The organism is Kitasatospora sp. NPDC088548, from assembly GCF_044753005.1.
GTDB lineage: Bacteria > Actinomycetota > Actinomycetes > Streptomycetales > Streptomycetaceae > Kitasatospora.
Window position 1 is genome coordinate 156931 of sequence record NZ_JBIVMI010000015.1, and the last position, 18642, is coordinate 175572.

15 protein-coding genes and 1 riboswitch are annotated in these 18642 nt (G+C 74.4%); of the genes, 12 read left to right on the forward strand and 3 right to left on the reverse strand.

The window, feature by feature from the left end; all coding sequences use genetic code 11:
- Window positions 1-148 precede the first annotated feature (148 nt).
- Window positions 149-2725, reverse strand: coding sequence for an SdrD B-like domain-containing protein (locus ACIP82_RS20645; RefSeq protein ID WP_400654980.1), 2577 nt, complete (start codon window positions 2723-2725; stop codon window positions 149-151).
- Between the two features lie 369 nt (window positions 2726-3094).
- The gene (locus ACIP82_RS20650; protein WP_400654983.1) at window positions 3095-3505 is read right to left on the reverse strand and encodes an organic hydroperoxide resistance protein; all 411 of its coding nucleotides are present in this window, start codon (window positions 3503-3505) and stop codon (window positions 3095-3097) included.
- 113 nt (window positions 3506-3618) lie between these two features.
- On the opposite strand from ACIP82_RS20650, the gene ACIP82_RS20655 reads away from it, so the two are divergent.
- From ACIP82_RS20655 to ACIP82_RS20665, 3 genes are all read left to right on the forward strand, one after another.
- Complete coding sequence (locus ACIP82_RS20655) at window positions 3619-4095, forward strand: MarR family transcriptional regulator (protein ID WP_363610299.1); 477 nt, start codon at window positions 3619-3621, stop codon at window positions 4093-4095.
- A gap of 278 nt (window positions 4096-4373) precedes the next feature.
- Window positions 4374-4985, forward strand: a complete 612-nt coding sequence (locus ACIP82_RS20660) for an RNA polymerase sigma factor (RefSeq protein WP_400654986.1) — start codon at window positions 4374-4376, stop codon at window positions 4983-4985.
- The gene (locus ACIP82_RS20665) at window positions 4982-5800 is read left to right on the forward strand and encodes a hypothetical protein (RefSeq protein ID WP_400654988.1); all 819 of its coding nucleotides are present in this window, start codon (window positions 4982-4984) and stop codon (window positions 5798-5800) included. The genes ACIP82_RS20660 and ACIP82_RS20665 overlap by 4 nt, the downstream gene beginning before the upstream one ends.
- A gap of 149 nt (window positions 5801-5949) precedes the next feature.
- On the opposite strand, the gene ACIP82_RS20670 is transcribed toward ACIP82_RS20665, so the two are convergent.
- Window positions 5950-6588, reverse strand: a complete 639-nt coding sequence (locus ACIP82_RS20670; RefSeq protein WP_400654990.1) for a hypothetical protein — start codon at window positions 6586-6588, stop codon at window positions 5950-5952.
- A 425-nt stretch (window positions 6589-7013) separates the two neighbouring features.
- On the opposite strand from ACIP82_RS20670, the gene ACIP82_RS20675 reads away from it, so the two are divergent.
- From ACIP82_RS20675 to ACIP82_RS20715, 9 genes are all read left to right on the forward strand, one after another.
- Complete coding sequence (locus ACIP82_RS20675; protein WP_400654992.1) at window positions 7014-7526, forward strand: ABC transporter substrate-binding protein; 513 nt, start codon at window positions 7014-7016, stop codon at window positions 7524-7526.
- Between the two features lie 6 nt (window positions 7527-7532).
- Window positions 7533-9500: a S9 family peptidase gene (locus tag ACIP82_RS20680; RefSeq protein ID WP_400654994.1), complete on the forward strand. Its 1968-nt coding sequence runs from the start codon at window positions 7533-7535 to the stop codon at window positions 9498-9500.
- Between the two features lie 60 nt (window positions 9501-9560).
- A complete protein-coding gene (locus ACIP82_RS20685) occupies window positions 9561-10937 on the forward strand; it encodes a serine hydrolase domain-containing protein (RefSeq protein ID WP_400654996.1) in 1377 nt (458 codons plus the stop codon).
- 1 nt (window position 10938) lies between these two features.
- Window positions 10939-12108, forward strand: a complete 1170-nt coding sequence (locus ACIP82_RS20690; protein ID WP_400654998.1) for a M20/M25/M40 family metallo-hydrolase — start codon at window positions 10939-10941, stop codon at window positions 12106-12108.
- Window positions 12105-13019: a GNAT family N-acetyltransferase gene (locus ACIP82_RS20695; RefSeq protein ID WP_400655000.1), complete on the forward strand. Its 915-nt coding sequence runs from the start codon at window positions 12105-12107 to the stop codon at window positions 13017-13019. The genes ACIP82_RS20690 and ACIP82_RS20695 overlap by 4 nt, the downstream gene beginning before the upstream one ends.
- A complete protein-coding gene (gene menC, locus ACIP82_RS20700; protein ID WP_400655003.1) occupies window positions 13016-14122 on the forward strand; it encodes an o-succinylbenzoate synthase in 1107 nt (368 codons plus the stop codon). The genes ACIP82_RS20695 and menC overlap by 4 nt, the downstream gene beginning before the upstream one ends.
- Window positions 14119-15057, forward strand: coding sequence for a serine hydrolase (locus ACIP82_RS20705; RefSeq protein ID WP_400655005.1), 939 nt, complete (start codon window positions 14119-14121; stop codon window positions 15055-15057). The genes menC and ACIP82_RS20705 overlap by 4 nt, the downstream gene beginning before the upstream one ends.
- Entirely contained in the window at window positions 15054-16655 is a 1602-nt protein-coding gene (locus ACIP82_RS20710) for a PucR family transcriptional regulator (protein ID WP_400655007.1), read from the forward strand. Before ACIP82_RS20705 ends, ACIP82_RS20710 begins: the two co-directional genes overlap by 4 nt.
- Window positions 16656-16784: 129 nt before the next feature.
- Window positions 16785-16910: riboswitch (cobalamin riboswitch) on the forward strand.
- Window positions 16911-17140: 230 nt separating this feature from the next.
- Window positions 17141-18640: a CoA-acylating methylmalonate-semialdehyde dehydrogenase gene (locus ACIP82_RS20715; protein ID WP_400655009.1), complete on the forward strand. Its 1500-nt coding sequence runs from the start codon at window positions 17141-17143 to the stop codon at window positions 18638-18640.
- Window positions 18641-18642 lie beyond the last annotated feature (2 nt).

The following is an 18642-nucleotide window of genomic DNA, read 5'->3' on the forward strand; positions in this document are numbered from 1 at the left end:
CCCCCCCCCCCCGCCCCCCCCCCCCCCCCCCCCCCCCCCCCCCCGCCCCGGGGGGGGGGGGGCGCGGGCCCCCCCCCCCCCCCCCCCCCCCCCCCCCCCCCCCCCCCCGGCCCGGAGGGTCACCGGTGCCGGCTGCCCCGCTCGGGGGCTACCAGTGCTGGGAGGGGGGCGGCAGCGGCCGGTTGACCGCCGTCACCGAGACCCCGGTGTCCAGGTTGTCGGGGGTCAGCACCAGCGGCCCGAACGCCCTCTCGTCCGGTGCGGCGTATCCCGGGGGCGGGCAGACCTCCTCCCAGTAGTACGTCCCCGGCCCGCCGGTGCCCCGGCAGATGCCGTCGGTCCCGGTCGTGCAGAGGTCGCCGACCTTCGTGTCCGCCCACTTCGTCCTGGTCTGCGTGCCACCGGAGCCTTTCGTCCCCTGCCACGTCTTCCACAGCTGGAACTTCGCCCCGGCCAGCGGCCTGCCGTCCGGGTCCTGCTTGATCAGGCTCAGCACGCCCTTGTGCTGTTTGCAGTGACGGAAGCCGAAGTCGTAGGTGTGGTTGTTCTCTCCCGGCCCGCCGGTGGTCAGCGCCCGCTCCGGGAACGTCCCGCCGGGCGGGACGATGCCCTTGGAGTTGATGAAGGGGTTGTCGCCGACATCCGGGACGGTGGGTACCCACTGGTGGAGCGGACCGCCCTCGGCGTAGTCGGCCGGGTTGTCCAGGCGGATGGTGTACCCGGTCCTCGGCTTGAGGCCGCCGGTGACGTTGGAGTCGTCGAAGTAGTACTCACCACGGGCCGTCGTCTTCGCCGTTCCGACCAGCTTCTCCGACGCGTCGTACAGGTTGACGGTCACGCCCGCGACCGGGTTCTGGCCCGGCTTCTGGATGCCCTTGCGCTCGGGGTCGTACCAGACCCGGTTGCCGATCTGCAGCGGGGCCTGGTCGCAGAGCACCTCCAGGTCGCCCATCGAGGCGCCCTTGCCGAACGGGGCGATGCCCCCTGCCGGGTTGAGGCGCAGGCCGTACCTCGGGTCCTGCCGGCCGTCGCGCTGGACGAAGGCGGTGCCGTACCCGAAGGCGGTGCTGTTGGGGTCGAAGCTGGAGGTCGCGATGGTGTTCTCGACCTTGGAGAGCGCCATGCCCGCGTAGGCCGCGTTGTGGTGGAAGGTCATCCGGCTGTTGTCGAAGAACCGGGTGCCCCGGGGGGAGAGTCCGCAGCCGTTGTTGGTGTCCATCACGTACATCCCGTCCGCCGGGCACGCCTTGTCCAGGTCGCCGCCCGACAGGACGGCGGCGACCGATTGGGGCGTGGGGGAGGCCGGAGAACGGTCGGCGAAGCGGTCGCGGAAGTCCAGCAGCATCGAGCCGTCGGTCTCGAAGCCGATCTCGCCCAACTCCGGCTCGGGCTGGGCCAGATTGGCCTGGCAGGCCTGGCCGTTCTGGGAGGTCGGGAAGGTGTTGGTCCAGGGGAACCAGCCGGCGCCGTCGCACGGGCCCGAGCCGACGGTGGACTGGCGCGGGTAGTCCAGCGGCTGGTCCAGCACCGGCTTGTGGAACGCGCCGGTGTGCGGGTCGAAGGGCAGGACCACCGCGCGCAGGTCCGAGGCCCTCCCGGTGGACTCGCCGGAGCACACCCCGCCGAGGTAGCCGACGCCGTCCTGGAGGCCGAGACCGAAGGGACGCCAGTCCCCGGCCGCCGGGCAGCCCGGGGCCGGGATCGGGTAGACGGCCTTCGGCGCCGCCGCGGTGGGCACGGTGGCGTCGTAGCGGTAGAGCCGGCGGTCGTTGAGGTTGACGACGAACAGGTCCGCGCCGTCGTCGGTGACCTTGATGCCGCCGAGGCTCTCCTTGCCGGGTACGGCGAGGAAAGCGTCGTCGGTGCCGCCGCCGTGGGCGGTCGTCCCGGCGTCCGGGACGGTGGCGAACAGCGTGGTCCTGTTCTGGGCGAGGTCGGTGACGTAGATCGCCCCCGCGCCGCCCGGGCCGTAGTCCGTGGACCGCTTGGCCAGCGCCGAGGAGAACACCCGCTTGTCGGCCTTGTTCCACGCGATGCCGAACAGCGTGCCGGTCTCCGCGTCGGTGGCGATGTTCGTGACGTTGACGTCGACGCCGTCCTGGCCGCGCGCGCTGTACGGGAAGGACACCAGCGTGCGCTGCGACCCGCCCTCGCGAGTGGCGGGCTGGCAGGTCGTCACCAGCGGGGCGTTCTTCTGGCAGTAGTCACCGGGGCTCCACAGCCCGGTGGTGTACGCCACGTTCTTGCCGCCGGAGAGGTCGACGAACTCCTCGTTGCTGCTCAGCTGGTTGGGCGCGCCGTCCAGCCCCTGGCGTGAGGCGAAGGCCGGGAAGAGCACGCCCGGTTTCGGATTCCTCACCTGCACCCGGTACTTGCCGCCGGTCGCCGTGCTCGTGGCCGGGGCCAGCGTCACCGTGCCGTCGGCCGCGGTCGCTCCCTCGATGCTGACCCCGGCGTCGTCGGTGAGGGTCACCCGGACGCCCGCGATGCCCGGTTCCAGCGCGGGCGTCCACACGCCGCTCGCGTCCACGGCCCGGATGACCCGGACCGTCACCGATCCGTCGCCCGCCTGCGGGTACGCCGCTGGGGCCGCCGCCAACGAGAGGCTGCCGATCCCCACGGTGAGAGCCGCGACGCCGCCGACCGCGCGGCGGCCGATGGAACCCGACCTTCGCCGACCCGGTTCGCGCGCGGCGTCGTCCGATTGTTCGTTCGTAGCTGTCATCTCCTGCTCTCATCCTTCAGAAGGGGCGGCTGCCCAACCGTGTGAGGGAGTACATAGAGATGGCGGAGAACCGCCCTGTCAGCGAAGCGTAAAGGGGATTTGTGAAAGGTCGTGGCAGAATAACGAATTTGACCTGCACCAAGCTTTTACGGAATCGTTTCTTCTCGTACGAATGTTCAGTTCGGCGATTCTGTGTGCGAATGTGGAATGCGTCAGTCGTGCACGTTCTTGCTGGAGAGCGTTGCGGATGTCGCGGGTTGACGCCCGCCGGTGCCCTGGTCGGGTACGGGCGGGTTCATCGGTGGCGGGCGGGCGGCGGGCCCGCCGCGCGTGCGCGCGGCGGGCCCTGCTCGTCCGGGTGGGGCCGGGTTACTCGACGACCAGCTCCACCGGGATGTTCCCCCGGGTGGCCCGGGAGTACGGGCAGACCTCGTGCGCCTGCCTGACCAGCAGCTCGCCGCTCTCGCCCGCGAGCGTGTCGGGCAGCTCGACGCGCAGCACGACCGCGAGACCGAAGCCCGCGCCGTCCTTGCCGATGGAGACCTCGGCCGTCACCGAGACCTCGCTGGTGTCGACGCGGGCCTGGCGGCCGACCAGGCCGAGGGCGGAGGCGAAGCAGGCCGCGTAGCCGGCCGCGAAGAGCTGCTCGGGGTTGGTGCCCTGTCCGTTGCCGCCGAGGGCGGGCGGCGTGGCCAGTGCGAGGTCCAGCTGTCCGTCGGAGCTGACCGCCCGGCCCTCCCGGCCGTTCGCCGTGGCCACCGCGGTGTAGAGCGCGTCCATTGGTCGGTTCCCTTCCGTCTCGGCGGCCGCCCGGGCCGCCCTTCGCTCACAAGTGAAGCACGCAATTCAATTGCGCACAACTGAATGGCGTGCGTGATCGGTACCATGGGGGCATGACCACGCTCCCCGAGCTCCCGGACGAGGAACTGCTCCGCCTGGACCAGCAGATCTGCTTCTCGCTGAACGCCGCCTCGCGCGCCTTCGGCGGCGTCTACCGGGTGCTGCTCAAGGACCTCGGCCTCACCTACCCGCAGTACCTGGTCATGCTGGTGCTCTGGGAGCACGGCGAGCTGCCGGTGAAGCGGATCGGCGGATACCTGCGACTGGACTCCGGCACCCTCTCGCCGCTGCTCAAGCGGCTGGAGGCGGCCGGCCTGGTGCGCCGCGAGCGGAGCCCCGAGGACGAGCGCTCCGTCACCGTCGGCCTCACCGGGGCCGGCTCGGCGCTGCGCGAGCGCGCCGGGCAGGTGCCCCGCCGGCTGCTCGCCGCCACCGGCCTGCCGGTCGAGGACCTCGCCGCCCTGCGGGCCCTGCTGGACCGGGTGACGGGCGCGCTGGACTCGGCCGTGCTGGAGGCCGCCGAAGCCTGAGGCCCGAGGCCGGGGTTGGGGTCGGGGTGTCCTGGGCCGGGTTGCCGGCCGGGCTTGGCTGTGATCTGCGTCACCCTTTTGGCGGTGGCGGGGCGTGCGCTCCCGTGAAGCGCCAGGTCAGCAGGGGTGTGCGAAAACGAACAGAAGCGATCGCCAATTGTCGGCGGGATCGGGCTAACAACCCCCGGCCACCGGACGGTTACAGCACAAGCCCCCAAAGGGCCGTCGGCCCGCCACCCGGTGGGCCGGCCAGCTGACCCACGGAAGGGGGGAGGCGTGTGGTGAACACCCCCGGGCCGGGCGAGGAGCATCGCCTGCGGGCGGATCCGCTCGACGGGCTGCCGGTCGACTTCGCGGCCTTCTTCACCCAGGAGAACCCCGGCTACCTCCGCTACGCGCAGCAGCGCCTGCGGCACCGCGAGGACGCGCAGGACGCCGTCCAGAACGCCGGAGCCGTGCTGTACAAGAACTGGCGGCGGGCGCTGGCCAGTGCCGACCTGAAGGCGTTCGCGTTCAAGGTCGTCAAGGACGCGGTGGTGGACGTCCTGCGGGAACGCCGCCGCTCCGAGCGCAAGCGCCTGCGGGTGCTCGCCCAGCGGCGGCCCGACACCAGCCAGGACGAACTGGACGAGCTCGCCGAACTCGACGCCCTGGACTGGGCGATGGAGGAACTCGCCCGGGCCGCGCCGGTCCAGGCGGACGTGGTCCGGCTGCGCCAGGCCGGCCTCTCCTACCCGGACATCGGCCGGGCGGTCGGCATCGCGCACACCACCGCCCGGACCTACTACAGCCTCGGCCGCCGCCACCTCGAGTACCTGCTCGACCACGAGGGCGCCGGCGAGGGTTCCGGCGAGGGCGCCCGCGACGGCGGGGAGAGGCGGCCGGGATGAACCTGACGGAGCTGCTCCGCGCCGACGCCGACGGACTCGAACGGGACTTCGGCAACCACGACCCGGTGTCCTTCACCCGGCGGCTGGCCGAGCTCCTCACCACCGGCGCGCGCCCGGCCGCCGCGCGGACCACCGGCCGCACCGAACGCCCCCCGGCGGCCGCCCGGCGGCAGGCGCTCCCGGCGGCCCGGGACGGACACCTGCCACGCCAGCGCGCCGAGAGCCTGGCCGCCGGGGCGCTGACCGTCGGCGGGCGGGCCGAACTCCGGCGCGATCTGCGCCACTTGTGCGGCGGCGTCGCGGGGGCGGCGGACGTCGGCGAACTCGCCCTCGACCTGGAGCTGGCCGACAAGGCGGCGTTCCGCACCCTGGGCTGCCTGCTCTACGGCATGGGCCGTCCGGCCGACGCCGTCTTCTGGTGGCGGATCGCCGCGCAGTTCGGCGACCCGCTGGCCGTCCACTGCCTCGCCGTCCACTACGCCGCCGAGGGGGAGCGGGGCGACGCGGCCCGCTGGGGCGCCCAGGCGCAGGACCTCAGCGCCCCCGACCGGCTGCCCGCCGTCGCCCTCGGTGCCGGGCCCGACGGGGCCGCCGAACTGGCCCGCGCGCTCACCGAGGGATTCGACGGAGAGATCGTGCTGACCCTGCGGGCGAGCGTCGCGACGCGACCGCGCCCGCGTCCGCGCGGCGCGACCGCGTCGGCCGGCGCGGTGGTCGGCGGCGCGTCGGGCGGTGGCGGGCCCGGATCGCCGCCCGCCGAGGCGATCGCCCCGCGAGCCGTCCGCGGCCGGGGTCCGTCGGCCCGGATCCGATGAGGCGGCGGCCGGGCGTTCGCGGGCACGGCCGCCCGGCCGCCGCCGGACCCGGGTGACGGGTGGACCACCGGGCCGGCGAACGCGCCCGTCGGTGCGGCCGGGCGGTCGACCCGCCGCGTCGACGGTCGGCCGACCGAGCGCCGGGCGTCCTACCGGGCGCTGTTCGAACTGGCCGTCGGCGGCCCGTCGACCGCCGGGTCCTGGCCGTCGTCGCGGCGCGTCCGCGAGAACATCATGGCCACCGTGCTCAGCCCCAGGGCCGTGAGCGCCATGGAACCGAGCAGGACGTAGCCAGCAGGCGGCGGCGGTGCCGGTGGCGGCCGCGGTCTGAGGACCGGGAGGATGTGCCGGCCGGGGCCCGCCGTGTTCCAGGTGGTGGCGAGGAGGCCGCCGGGGCGCCAGAACTGGCGCAACCAGACCGCCGCCATCACCGGGTAGACGAACGCCACGGGGCCGCTGAACCGGTCGTCCCGGGTGAACGGGGCGCCGGCCTCGCCACCGGAGAGCAGGACGATCCCGAGCACCAGCATCACGAGGCCGGCGGCGGCGAAGATCCCCCCGACCACGCGGCCCAGCGGCAGCATGCCCGCTCGCTCCGGGCGTTCGGGCCGCCGTCGCCACGGCGGGAGGCGCCGCGGGCCCGCGCTCGATGCCTCGGTGCCGCGCAGGAACCACCGGGCGAAACCGCGGAAGTCCATGACGAGCAGGCCGCCCAGGACCGTGGCCAGGATCCCGAACCCGAGGGTGAACGCTCCTCCCGCAGCCGCTTCATGGCCTGCCGACGTCATCCCTGCCTCTTCTCGCGCGTTCTTCGTGCGGGAACAGGTTCCCCGGCCATCGGCATCCTCGGGGACGCGAAGCGATCGGACAAGATCTTCTCCGAACTCCCGCACGCCGTCCGCCTCCTGCCGACCGCGCTGGTCCCGGTGCCCGCCGCGCTGCCCGGTCGGGGTGCCGGGTGGCCCGGCCTTCGCCCGGTGGGTCCGTCTTCGGACGGGGGCACCATGTGCCGCCGGGTTTTTCGTTCCCCGCGACCATCACCGGCCCGGCGGCCGCTGCCTACTGTTCATCAACTCGTCCACTCGCCCCCCCCCCACCCGCCGGACGGCACCTGAGCCGGGCCGTCCCGCGCGTCCGTCCCCACCGCCCGGCCACCCCCCACCCACCGCCCGGCCCTCGACCGGCCGGTGGACGGCCAGCAAGGAGAGACAGCATGACCTCACGAAGGAGGGCCACCGGGCGGCGGCGGGCAGCCTGTACCTCCGCCGTGGCCGCGGCGGTGGCCGTGTCGTCGACGGCCTGCGGCGGCGGCGCGTCCGCCGGCGGGGCCTCGACGGTCGTCGTCGCGATCGCGTCCGACCCGGGCAGTCTCAGCCCGTTGACGACCCTGGCCGGCACCGCGCTCATGATCAACAGGTTCGCCTACGACCCCCTGGTGCACAGCGCCGCGGACGGCTCGATGGCGCCCGGGGTGGCCGAGACCTGGTCGGTCGAGGGCGGCACCGCGCGGTTCACCCTCCGCGAGGGCGTCACCTGTGAGGACGGCTCCCCGCTCACCGCCTCGGACGTCGCCGCCGAGTACCACCACATCGCCGACCCCGCGAACAAGTCACCACTGCGGCCAAGCCTCCTGAGCCACCGACGGCAACCCCGTGAAAGCCACACCCGACACCCCCGGGTGAGCCAAACCCCACGAACGGCTCGCTCGACCCGATCAAGAAGGTAGGACCCCGTGACCACGACCAGGCCACTGATCGTCGAGGACCTGTACCGGTTCGCAGTCCCGGGCCAGCCGGCCCTCGCCCCCGACGGCGGGCAGGTCGCCTACACCCTGACCACCCAGGACGCCGAGCACGACCGCCCGGTGAGCTCGCTCTGGCTCGTCCCCGCCACCGGCGGACCGGCCGCCCCCCGGCGGCTCACCCACGGGCCCGCCGACAGCGCGCCGCAGTGGTCGCCGGACGGCACCGCCCTGGCGTTCCTGCGCGCCGGACAGCTCCACCTGCTCCCCGCCGGCGGCGGCGAGGCCCGGCCGCTCACCTACCGCGAGCACGGCGCCGGCCTCCCGGTCTGGAGCCCGGACGGCGGCCGGATCGCCTTCGCCGCCGTCGTCGGCCGCCCGGGCCCGGCGGAACCGCTGGTCGTCGACCGCCTCGGCAAGGCCGACGGCGAGGGCCTGCTGGGCCCGCAGCGCACCCATCTGTTCGTGGTGGAGGTGGACTCGGGCCGCACCACCCGGGTGACCGGTGGCGACGTCCGGATCACCGGTCTGCCCGCCTGGTCGCCCGACGGCACCCGGCTGGCCTTCCCGGCGGCGGTCGGCCCGGACGCCGATCTCACCGGAGCCGTCGGGGCCTTCCTCGTCGGGGCAGAAGAGGAGGACGCCGTCCCGCGGCCGGTCGGACCGGCCGGCGGCCTGATCCGGACCGTCGACTGGTACCCGGCGGGCGACGCGCTGCTGCTGGCCGGCCGCACCACCCTCGCCACCGGTCATGACGCGCTGCTGCGCCAGCCGCTCGACGGCTCGGCGCCCACCGCGCTCACCACCGCCCTGGACCGGAACGTGATGCCCGGAGGGCCCGGCTACCCGGGCGCCCTGCCGCAGTTCCACGGCGAGAAGGGCGGGCAGATCGTCTTCTGCGCCCGCGACCGGGGCGCCACCCGGCTGTACGGGCTGGGCCCCGGCGACGGCTCCGGCCCCGGCGACGGCTTCGGCTTCGGCTTCGGTGAGATCGTCGAACTTCCGCTGCCGCCCGGCAGCGGTGTGTCCGGCTGCTCCGTCGCCGCCCGGGCCGGAGCGGGCGGCAGGGCCGCGCTCGCCGTCGCCGACCGCTCCTCCTTCGGCGAGATCGACCTGCTCGACCTCGCCACCGGCGAACTCACCCGGCTCACCGCGCACATGGCCCAGGCCCTCCCCGAGGTGACCCTGCACCCCGTCACCGAACGGGAGTTCACCATCGCGGACGGCACCCGGGTGCACGGCCTGATCACCCGCGACCCGCAGGCCCCCGCCCCCGGCCCGCTGCTCGTCGACCTCCACGGCGGCCCGCACAACGCCTGGGCCCCGCACGCCACCCCCGTCCACCTCTACCACCAGGAACTCGTCAGCCGGGGCTGGACCGTCCTCACCCTCAACATCCGTGGCAGCGACGGCTACGGCGAGGACTTCTTCACCGCCGCCCTCGACGCCTGGGGCGAGAGCGACGAGCAGGACGTGCTGCAACCCGTCGCCGCCCTCGTCGCCGAGGGCCTCGCCGACCCCGGGCGGATCGCGCTCACCGGCTACAGCTACGGCGGCTACCTCAGCTGCTGGCTCTCCGCCCGCAGCGACGTCTTCGCCGCCGTCGTCCCCGGCGGCCTGATCGCCGACCTGCCCGCCCTGGCCGCCACCTCCGACGAGGGCCACGAGATCGGTCATGCCGAAATCGCCGACGCCGCCCGGCAGCGGGAACTCTCCCCGCTCACCCACGTCGACGGCGTCCGGGCGCCCACGCTGATCCTGCACGGCGCCGCCGACGACACCTGCCCCGCCGGCCAGGCCGAGCAGTGGTTCCACGCGCTGCGGACCAGGGGCGTCCCGGTCCGGATGGTCCGCTACCCCGGGGGCTCGCACCTGTTCATCCTCGCCGGACGCCCCTCGCACCGCGTCGACTACAGCCGCCGCCTCGTCGACTGGGTCACCGAGCACACCGCCCGCTGACCGCACCACTCGCCCCACCACGCACCACCTCCCGATCCCACCGCGAACAGGAGCCGCACCATGACCGCACCCCAGAACCGCTCGCTCGACACCGCCCACTGGGCCGGCCGCCTCGCCGAACTGGCCGCCCGCCACTCGGTGCCCGGCGCGAGCCTGGCCATCTGGCACCACGGCCGGCAGATCGAGGCCGCCACCGGCTTCGCCAACGCCGACGCCCGGATCGAGGCGACCACCGACACCCTCTGGCAGATCGGCTCGATCTCCAAGGTGTGGACGACCACGGTCGCGATGGCCCTGGTCGAGGAGGGCGTGCTCAACCTGGACAGCCCGATCGTCAAGGTCCTGCCCGAACTCCGGCTCGCCGACGAACACCTGACCCAGAACGTGACCCTGCGCCACCTGGTCACCCACACCAGCGGCATCGACGGCGACTTCTTCGCCGACACCGGCCGGGGCGACGACTGCCTGGAGAAGTACACCGAACTGCTCGCCGACGTCTCCGTCAACCACCCGCTCGGCGCGACCATGTCCTACTGCAACGCCGGGTTCTCGCTGCTCGGCCGCGTCCTGGAGCGGGTCACCGGCGTCCAGTGGGACGAGCTGATGCGCGCCCGCCTCTTCCGCCCGCTCGGCCTGACCCACACCGCGACCCTGCCCGAGGAGGTGCTGCGCCACCGCGCCGCCGCCGGACACCTCGGCGACCCGCTCAAGGTCGCCGCGCACTGGTCGCTGATGCGCTCCGCCGGCCCGGCCGGCCTGATCTGCGCCACCGCGAGCGATGTGCTGGCCTTCGCCCGCCTCCACCTCGCCGAGGGCGTCACCGAGGACGGCACCCGGCTGCTGAGCGCCGAGTCCGTCCGCGCCATGCAGACCCCGCAGGTCGAACTGCCCGACCGGCACCTGTTCGGCCACGCCTGGGGCCTCGGCTGGATCCTCGCCGAGTGGGACGGGCGCCCGGTGTACGCGCACGACGGCGGCACCATCGGCCAGAGCGCCTTCCTGCGCGTCCTGCCCGGCGAGCGGCTCGCGATCTGCCTGCTCACCAACGGCGGCAGCACCAGGGACCTGTACGAGGACCTGTTCCGGGAGATCACCGCCGAACTCGCCGACGTGACCATGCCCGGCCCGATCCGGCCCGCCGAGGGCCCGGTGGCGACGGACCCGGCCGCCATCACCGGCGTCTACGAGCGCGCCTCCTCGCAGATCGAGATCCTCGAACGGGGCGGCGAGCTGATCATGGTCAGCCGCTTCACCGGCGAACTGGCCGACCTGGTCAAGCAGCCGGAGCAGGAGCACCCGATGCGCCCGCTGGAGCCCGGCACCTTCGTCGTCCAGCGCGACGGCGCGGCCGGCTGGTTCCCGGTCGTCTTCTACACCCTCGCCGACGGCTCGCGCTATCTGCACCACGGCGGCCGGGCCAACCCGAAGGTGAGCTGACATGCCGCCGACCACCACACCCCCGCACACCGCCTCCCGGCGCTCGGCCGACCCCTCGGCCGTCGCCCGGCTGGAGGCCCGGCTGCCCGAGCTGGTCGCCGACATCGAGACGCTCGTCACCGCCGAGTCCCCGACCGCCGACCGGGCCGCCGTCGCCCGCTGCGCGGACCTCGTCGCCGAGCTCGGCACCCGTCTCACCGGCCTGGCCCCGGAACGGCTGGAGACCGCCGGCCGCCCGCAGCTGCGCTGGCGCTTCGGCGCCGGCGACGGCGTCCTGCTGCTGGGCCACCTCGACACCGTCTGGCCGGTCGGCTCCCTGGCCACCCACCCCTTCGGCGTCACCGACGGCAGGCTCACCGGCCCCGGCTGCTTCGACATGAAGGCCGGACTGGTGCAGCTCTTCCACGCCCTGGCCACCCTCGACGACCTCGACGGCGTCACCGTCCTGGTGACCAGTGACGAGGAGACCGGCTCCGCCGACTCCCGCGCCCTCATCGAGGCCGAGGCCCGGCGCACCCGCGCCGTCCTGGTCCTGGAGGCCGCCGAGGACGGCGCCCTGAAGACCGAGCGCAAGGGCGCCTCCCTCTACGACCTGGCGATCACCGGCCGCGCCGCGCACGCCGGGCTGGAGCCCGAGCGCGGCATCAACGCGACCACCGAACTCGCCCGCCAGGTCCTCGCCCTGGCCGCCCTCGCCGATCCGGACGCCGGCACCACCGTCACCCCGACCGTCGCCACCGCAGGCACCACCCGCAACACGGTGCCGGACACGGCGCTGCTGCGGATCGACGTCCGCGCCCGGACCGCCGCCGAGCAGCAGCGGGTCGACACCGCCCTGCACGGACTCGCCCCCACCCTGAAGGGCGCCGCGCTCGCCCTCTCCGGCGGGCCCGACCGGCCCCCGCTCCCCGCCGCCTCCTCGGCCGGGCTGTTCGCCCGCGCCCAGCGGCTGAACGACGCCCTCGGCCTCGGGCCGCTGCGCGGCGCGGCCGTCGGCGGCGGCTCGGACGGCAACATCACCGCCGGTGTCGGCACCCCGACCCTGGACGGGCTCGGCGCCGTCGGCGGCGGCGCCCACGCCGACCACGAACACGTGATCGTCGCCGAACTCCCGCGCCGGGCCGCCCTGCTGGCGGCCCTGGTCGACGAACTGCGCGGACGGCCGGCATGACCGCCCCGCACCCGCCCCCGCACCCCGTCCGGCCCCCGGGGCCGGCCGACCTCCTGCGCGGCGCGCGCCGGGCCGCCGAGCGGGCCGCGCTCGGCAGCGGTGTCACCATCGGCGAACTGCACGGCCTCGACGCCATGCGCGAGGCCTGCGACCTGCTCCACCGGGTCTGGCGGCCCGAACCGGGCAACCCGATGATGACCCCCGAACTGCTGCTGGTCTTCGCCCACTCCGGCAGCTACGTCGTCGGCGTCCACCGGAACGGCCGGATGATCGGCACCTGCCTCGGCATGCTCGCCGCCGTCGGCCTCCACTCGCACATCGCCGCCGTCGTCGACGACGTCCGGGGCCGCAGCGTCGGCTACGCCGTCAAACTCCACCAGCGCGCCTGGTCGCTGGAGCGCGGCATCACCACCGTCACCTGGACCTACGACCCGCTGGTCAGCCGCAACGCCTACTTCAACCTCGCCAAACTGGGCGCGGTGCCCGCCGAGTACCTCGCCAACTTCTATGGCGCGATGCGCGACGGCGTCAACGCGGGCGCCGACTCGGACCGGCTGCTCGTCCGCTGGGACCTCGCCGGCGAGCGGGCCGCCCTGGCCTGCGAGGGCCACCCGCGCACCGTCGACCCCGCCGCGCTGCGCCCGCCCGCGGCGGTCGCCCTCGACCTCGGTCCTGACGGCCGCCCCGTCGCCCGGCGGCTGCCCGGCGGCGCCCGCGACGGCACCGTCCTGGTCCGCGTCCCGCCCGACATCGAGGCGCTCAGACAGACCGACCCCAAGGCCGCGGGGGAGTGGCGCCGCGCCCTGCGCGACGTCCTCGGCGGCCTGATGGACGACGGCCGGCACACCGTCACCGGCTTCGCCCGGGACGGCCGGTACCTCATCGAACGACGTCAGGAGAACAGAGCATGAAGCCCGTCGGAGTGGAACTGCGCCGGATCGCGATGCCACTGGTGTCGCCGTTCCGCACGTCGTTCGGCACCCAGACCACCCGTGAACTCCTGCTGCTGCGGCTGGAGACCACCGAGGGCGAGGGCTGGGGCGAATGCGTCACGATGACCGACCCGGTCTACTCCTCGGAGTACACCGAGGCCGCTGCCGACGTGCTCCGCCGTCACCTGCTGCCCGCCCTGTTCGCCCAGCCGCACCTCGACCCCTGGACGGTCGCCCCCGCCCTCGCCGCCTTCAAGGGCCACCGGATGGCCAAGGCCGCCCTGGAGACGGCCGTCCTGGACGCCTGGCTGCGGGCCCGCTCGATCTCCTTCGCCGAATGGCTCGGCGCCACCGCCGACCGCGTCCCGGCCGGGGTCTCGGTGGGCATCATGGACGACATCCCCGCCCTGCTCGACGCCGTCGAGGGCTACCTCGCCGAGGGCTACCTGCGGATCAAGCTGAAGATCGAGCCCGGCTGGGACATCGAGCCCGTCCGCGCCGTGCGCGAACGCTTCGGCGACGGCATACCGCTCCAGGTCGACGCCAACACCGCGTACACCGTGGCCGACGCACAACACCTCGCCCGGCTCGACGAGTTCGGCCTGCTGCTGATCGAGCAGCCGCTCGACGAGGAGGACGTGCGCGGCCACGCCCGGCTCGCCCGGCAGCTGCGCACCCCCATCTGCCTGGACGAGTCGATCGTCTCCGCCCGCTCGGCCGCCGACGCCCTCGCCCTGGGCGCCTGCTCGGTCGTCAACGTCAAGCCCGGCCGGGTCGGCGGCTACCTGGAGGCCCGGCGGATCCACGACGTGAGCGCCGCGCACGGGGTGCCCGTCTGGTGCGGCGGCATGCTGGAGACCGGCCTCGGCCGGGCCGCCAACGTCGCGCTCGCCGCCCTGCCCGGCTTCACCCTCCCCGGCGACACCTCCGCCTCCGGCCGCTACTACCGCACGGACATCACCGAGCCCTTCGTCCTCCGCGACGGCCACCTGGACGTCCCCCGGGGGCCGGGCCTCGGCGTCTCACCGATCCCCGAACTGCTCGCCGAGGTCACCGTGTCGAACGAATGGACCGCCCGATGAACACCGCTCGACCCGCCCTGCGGGCCGTCTTCGAGGAGGCCGGCGTCCGGGGCCACGTCTTCGCCCGCGACATCGACGGCCCCGCCGCCCTCGGACTCGACGAGGACACACCGGTCGTCCTCGCCTCCGTCTTCAAGATCCCGGTCGCCCTGGCCTACGCCCGCGAGGCCGCCGCCGGCCGGCTGGAACGCACCGAGCGGCACCCGGTGCCCCCGCCGCTGCGGGACGGCGGCATCGGCACCTCCGGCTGCGCCGACCCGGTCGAGCTGAGCCTGCGCGACCTCGTCCTGCTGATGCTGACGATGAGCGACAACGCCGCCACCGACGTCGTCCTGCACCGGGTCGGCCTCGACCGGGTCAACGCCCTGCTCGCCGGGCTCGGCCGCGACCGGACCCACCTGATCGGCGGCTGCGCGGACCTCATCGGCTCACTGCTCGCCGACCTCGGCGCCGCCGACGAGGAGGAGGCACAGGCCAGGCTCGCCGCCCTCACCCCCGCGCAGACGATGGCACTGTCGGTCTGCGTGCCCGAGCGCACCACCCGGGGCACCGCCCGCGACACGGCCGAACTCCTGGCCCAGATCTGGCGCGACGAGGCGGGCCCGGCCGAGGCCTGCGCCGAGGTCAGGGCGGTGATGGGCCGTCAGATCTGGCCGCACCGGCTCAGTTCGGGCTTCGAGGACGGCTACCGGATCGCCGGCAAGACGGGCACCCTGCCCGGCTGGCGCAACGAGGCCGGGGTGGTCGAGCACCCCGACGGCGGACGGTACGCGGTGGCGGTGTTCACCCGGGCCGAGACGCCCCGGCAGCGTGACCCCGGCGCGGACCGGGCGATCGGCCGGGCCGCCCGGATCGCGGTCGACGCACTGCGGGCGACGGCACCGTCCACCCCGGAGCCGTCGTCGGTGGTGAACCCGCCTACTGTGACCGCATGATCCCGACCGCGCGGGCCGTCCTCGGCCGCATCCTGACCGACCTGGGATCGACGCTGGTCGAGGTCGTGGCCGGGGACCCCGACCCGGTCCGACCGGTCGGCGGGGTGCTCATCCACGACCCGATGGACGAGCCCGCGCGGCTGCCCGGGGCCGTCGTCCTCGGCGTTGGTGTCGCCGGTGCGCCGGCCGTCGCCGCCCTGGTCGAGCGGGCGGCCGGCCTCGGCGCGGCCGCCGTGATCGTCCGCTCGCCGGTCGCCGTCGACGACACCGTCACCGCCGCCGTCGCCGGGAGCGGCGTGCCCGTCCTCGGCCTCACCCCCGGCGCCTCCTGGGCCCAGGTCGCCGCCCTGCTGCGGGCCCTGCTGGCCGTCGACGAGTTCGCGGGCGAGGACCTGGCGGGCGCCGGGGAGGACGTCGGCGGCCCGCTCTCCGGCGATCTGTTCGCCCTCGCCAACGCGATCGCCGCCCTCCTCGACGGGCCGGTCACCGTCGAGGACCGCGGCGGCAAGGTACTCGCCTTCTCCAGCCGCCAGGACGAGGGCGACCCGGCCCGGATCGCGACCATCCTGGACCGCCAGGTCCCCGCCGAGAAACTCCGCGACCTGGAGGCCCGGGGCGCCTTCCACGCGCTCTACCGCAGCGAGGGCCCGCTCTACGTCGACGGCGTCGCCGACAAACCCCGGGTGGCGATCGCCGTCCGGGCGGGCGGGGAGATCCTCGGCTCCATCTGGGTGGTCGTCCAGGACCGCCTGGGCCCCGACGGCGAGCACGCCCTGACCGAGGCCGCGAAGGTCGCCGCCCTCCACCTGCTGCGCCGCCGGGCCGGCGAGGACGTCGGCCACCGGCTCCGCGCCGACCTGCTGGCCACCGTCCTCGAAGGCGGCGCCGCCGCACCGCAGGCCGCCGCCCGGCTCGGGCTGACGGCCCAGCCCGCCTGCGTCCTGGCCCTGACGGTGCTCGGCGATTCCTCCGCCCCCGACCTGCTCGCCGCCGGCCACCGCTCCGGCGAGGCGCTCGCCCTGCACCTGGCCGCCGTCCACCCGCGCGCCGCCACCGCCTCGCTCGGCGGTGTGACCTACGCCGTCCTGCCGAGCGGCTCCGACGAGGCGGCCGTCCGGGTCGCCGACACCTTCCTCTCCCGGATCGCCCCCCGCGTCCCGGCGGTCATCGGCCTCGGCCGGCTCGCCGCCCACCCCGGCGAGCTGCCCCGCTCACGGGCCGACGCCGACCGCGCCCTGCGGGTGCTCACCGCCGGCGGCACGCCGCACCGCGTCGCCCATCTCTCCGACGTCTACGTCGCGTCGCTCCTCCTCGAACTCGCCGACCGGGTCCACGCCGAGGACGACCTCCCCGACAACCCCGTCGCCCGCCTGCGGGCCTACGACGCCGAACACCACAGCGCGCTCACCGAGACCCTCGCGGCCTGGCTGGACACCTTCGGCGACGTCGTCGCGGCCGCCGCCGCCGTCCACATCCACCCCAACACCTTCCGCTACCGGCTCAAGCGCCTCGCCGAGGTGGCGGACCTCGACCTCGCCGACCCCGGGGCCCGCTTCGAGGCCATGCTCCACCTCCGCCTCACCCCGCCCACCCCCTGACCGGGGCGCGGCTCTGCGTACGGGCCGCGGGTCGCCGCCCGGGGAGCTTCGGGGCGGAGCCGGAGGGAGCGGCACCCTGGACTTGCTAGGACGTCCGACTATATGGTCGTGGCCAAGGCCCGCAGTGCAGGGAAGCCGGTGTGAGTCCGGCACGGTCCCGCCACTGTGACCGGGGAGCGCGTCACCGCAGTACCAGCCACTGGCAGCCGGCCGGGAAGGCCGGGTGGCGCGCGCTGATCCGGGAGTCAGGATGCCGACTGCGGGTGTTCCGTGTTGTCCACGAGGATGGAGCAAACACGCATGGCACCGGTCTGTGTCCTTCCTGGCCCTGGTGATCCTGCGACGGTCGCGGCACGCACGTCACCCTGACGGCTCGCCGCGCCCGGCAGCACCCGCGTCCCGCACACCTGCGTGTCGGGCGGGCGTGCCGCCGTGCCCCGGTTCCCTCGGATCCCACCTGACATCCTGACGAGAGCAGGCTTGTGATGGTCCGTGAACTCACCCATTTCATCGGCGGAAAGCATGTCCCCGGTACGTCCGGGGTGTTCGGCGACGTGTACGACCCCAGCACCGGCACGGTCCAGGCGCGGGTACCGCTCGCCGGCCGGGCCGAGACCGAGGTGGCGATAGCCGACGCCGAACAGGCCCAGACCGAGTGGGCCGGCTGGAACCCGCAGCGTCGCGCCCGGGTGCTGCTGCGCTTCCTGCAACTCGTCGAGGCCGAACGCGAGCCGCTGGCCCGACTGCTCTCCGCCGAGCACGGCAAGACCGTCGCCGACGCCCACGGCGACCTGCAACGCGGCCTGGAGGTGGTCGAGTTCGCCGCCGGCGTGCCGCACCTCCTCAAGGGCGAGTTCACCGACGGCGCCGGCCCCGGCATCGACGTCCACTCGCTCCGCCGGCCGCTCGGTGTGGTCGCCGGCATCACCCCGTTCAACTTCCCCGCGATGATCCCGCTCTGGAAGGCCGCACCCGCCATCGCCTGCGGAAACGCCTTCCTCCTCAAGCCGTCCGAACGCGACCCCTCGGTGCCGCTGCGGCTGGCCGAGCTGTTCCTGGAGGCCGGCCTGCCGCCGGGCGTGCTGAACGTGGTCAACGGCGGCAAGGAGGCGGTCGACACCCTGCTCGACGACCCCCGGGTACAGGCCCTGGGATTCGTCGGGTCCACACCGGTCGCCCAGTACGTGTACGCCACGGCGGCGGCCCGCGGAAAGCGGGCGCAGTGCTTCGGCGGTGCCAAGAACCACCTGATCGTCATGCCCGACGCCGATCTCGACCAGGCCGCCGACGCGCTGATCGGTGCGGGCTACGGCTCCGCCGGCGAGCGGTGCATGGCCATCTCCGTCGCGGTGCCGGTGGGGGAGGAGACCGCCTCCGCCCTGGTCGCCAGGCTCACCGAGCGGATCGCCGCGCTGAAGGTCGGCGCCGCCCACGATCCCGAGGCCGATTTCGGCCCGCTCATCAGCCGGGACGCCCTGGAGCGGGTGCGCGGCCTCCTGGACCTCGGCGTCCAGGAGGGCGCCGAACTGGTGGTCGACGGACGCGAGTTGACCGTGCCCGGGTACGAGGGCGGCTACTTCCTCGGCGCCACGCTCTTCGACCGCGTCACCCCCGGGATGCGGATCTACCAGGAGGAGATCTTCGGCCCGGTCCTGTGCGTGGTCCGCGCCGCGGACTACGAGGAGGCGCTGCGGCTGCCGAGCGAGCACGAGTACGGCAACGGGGTGGCGATCTTCACCCGGGACGGCGACACCGCCCGGGACTTCTCCCGGCGGGTGAACACCGGTATGGTCGGTGTCAATGTGCCGATTCCGGTGCCGGTGGCGTACCACACCTTCGGCGGCTGGAAGCGCTCCGGGTTCGGCGACCTCAACCAGTACGGGCCGGACGCGATCCGCTTCTACACCCGGACCAAGACCGTCACCTCGTGCTGGCCCTCCGGGGTCAAGGAGGGCGCGAGTTTCACCATCCCCACGATGGGCTGAGG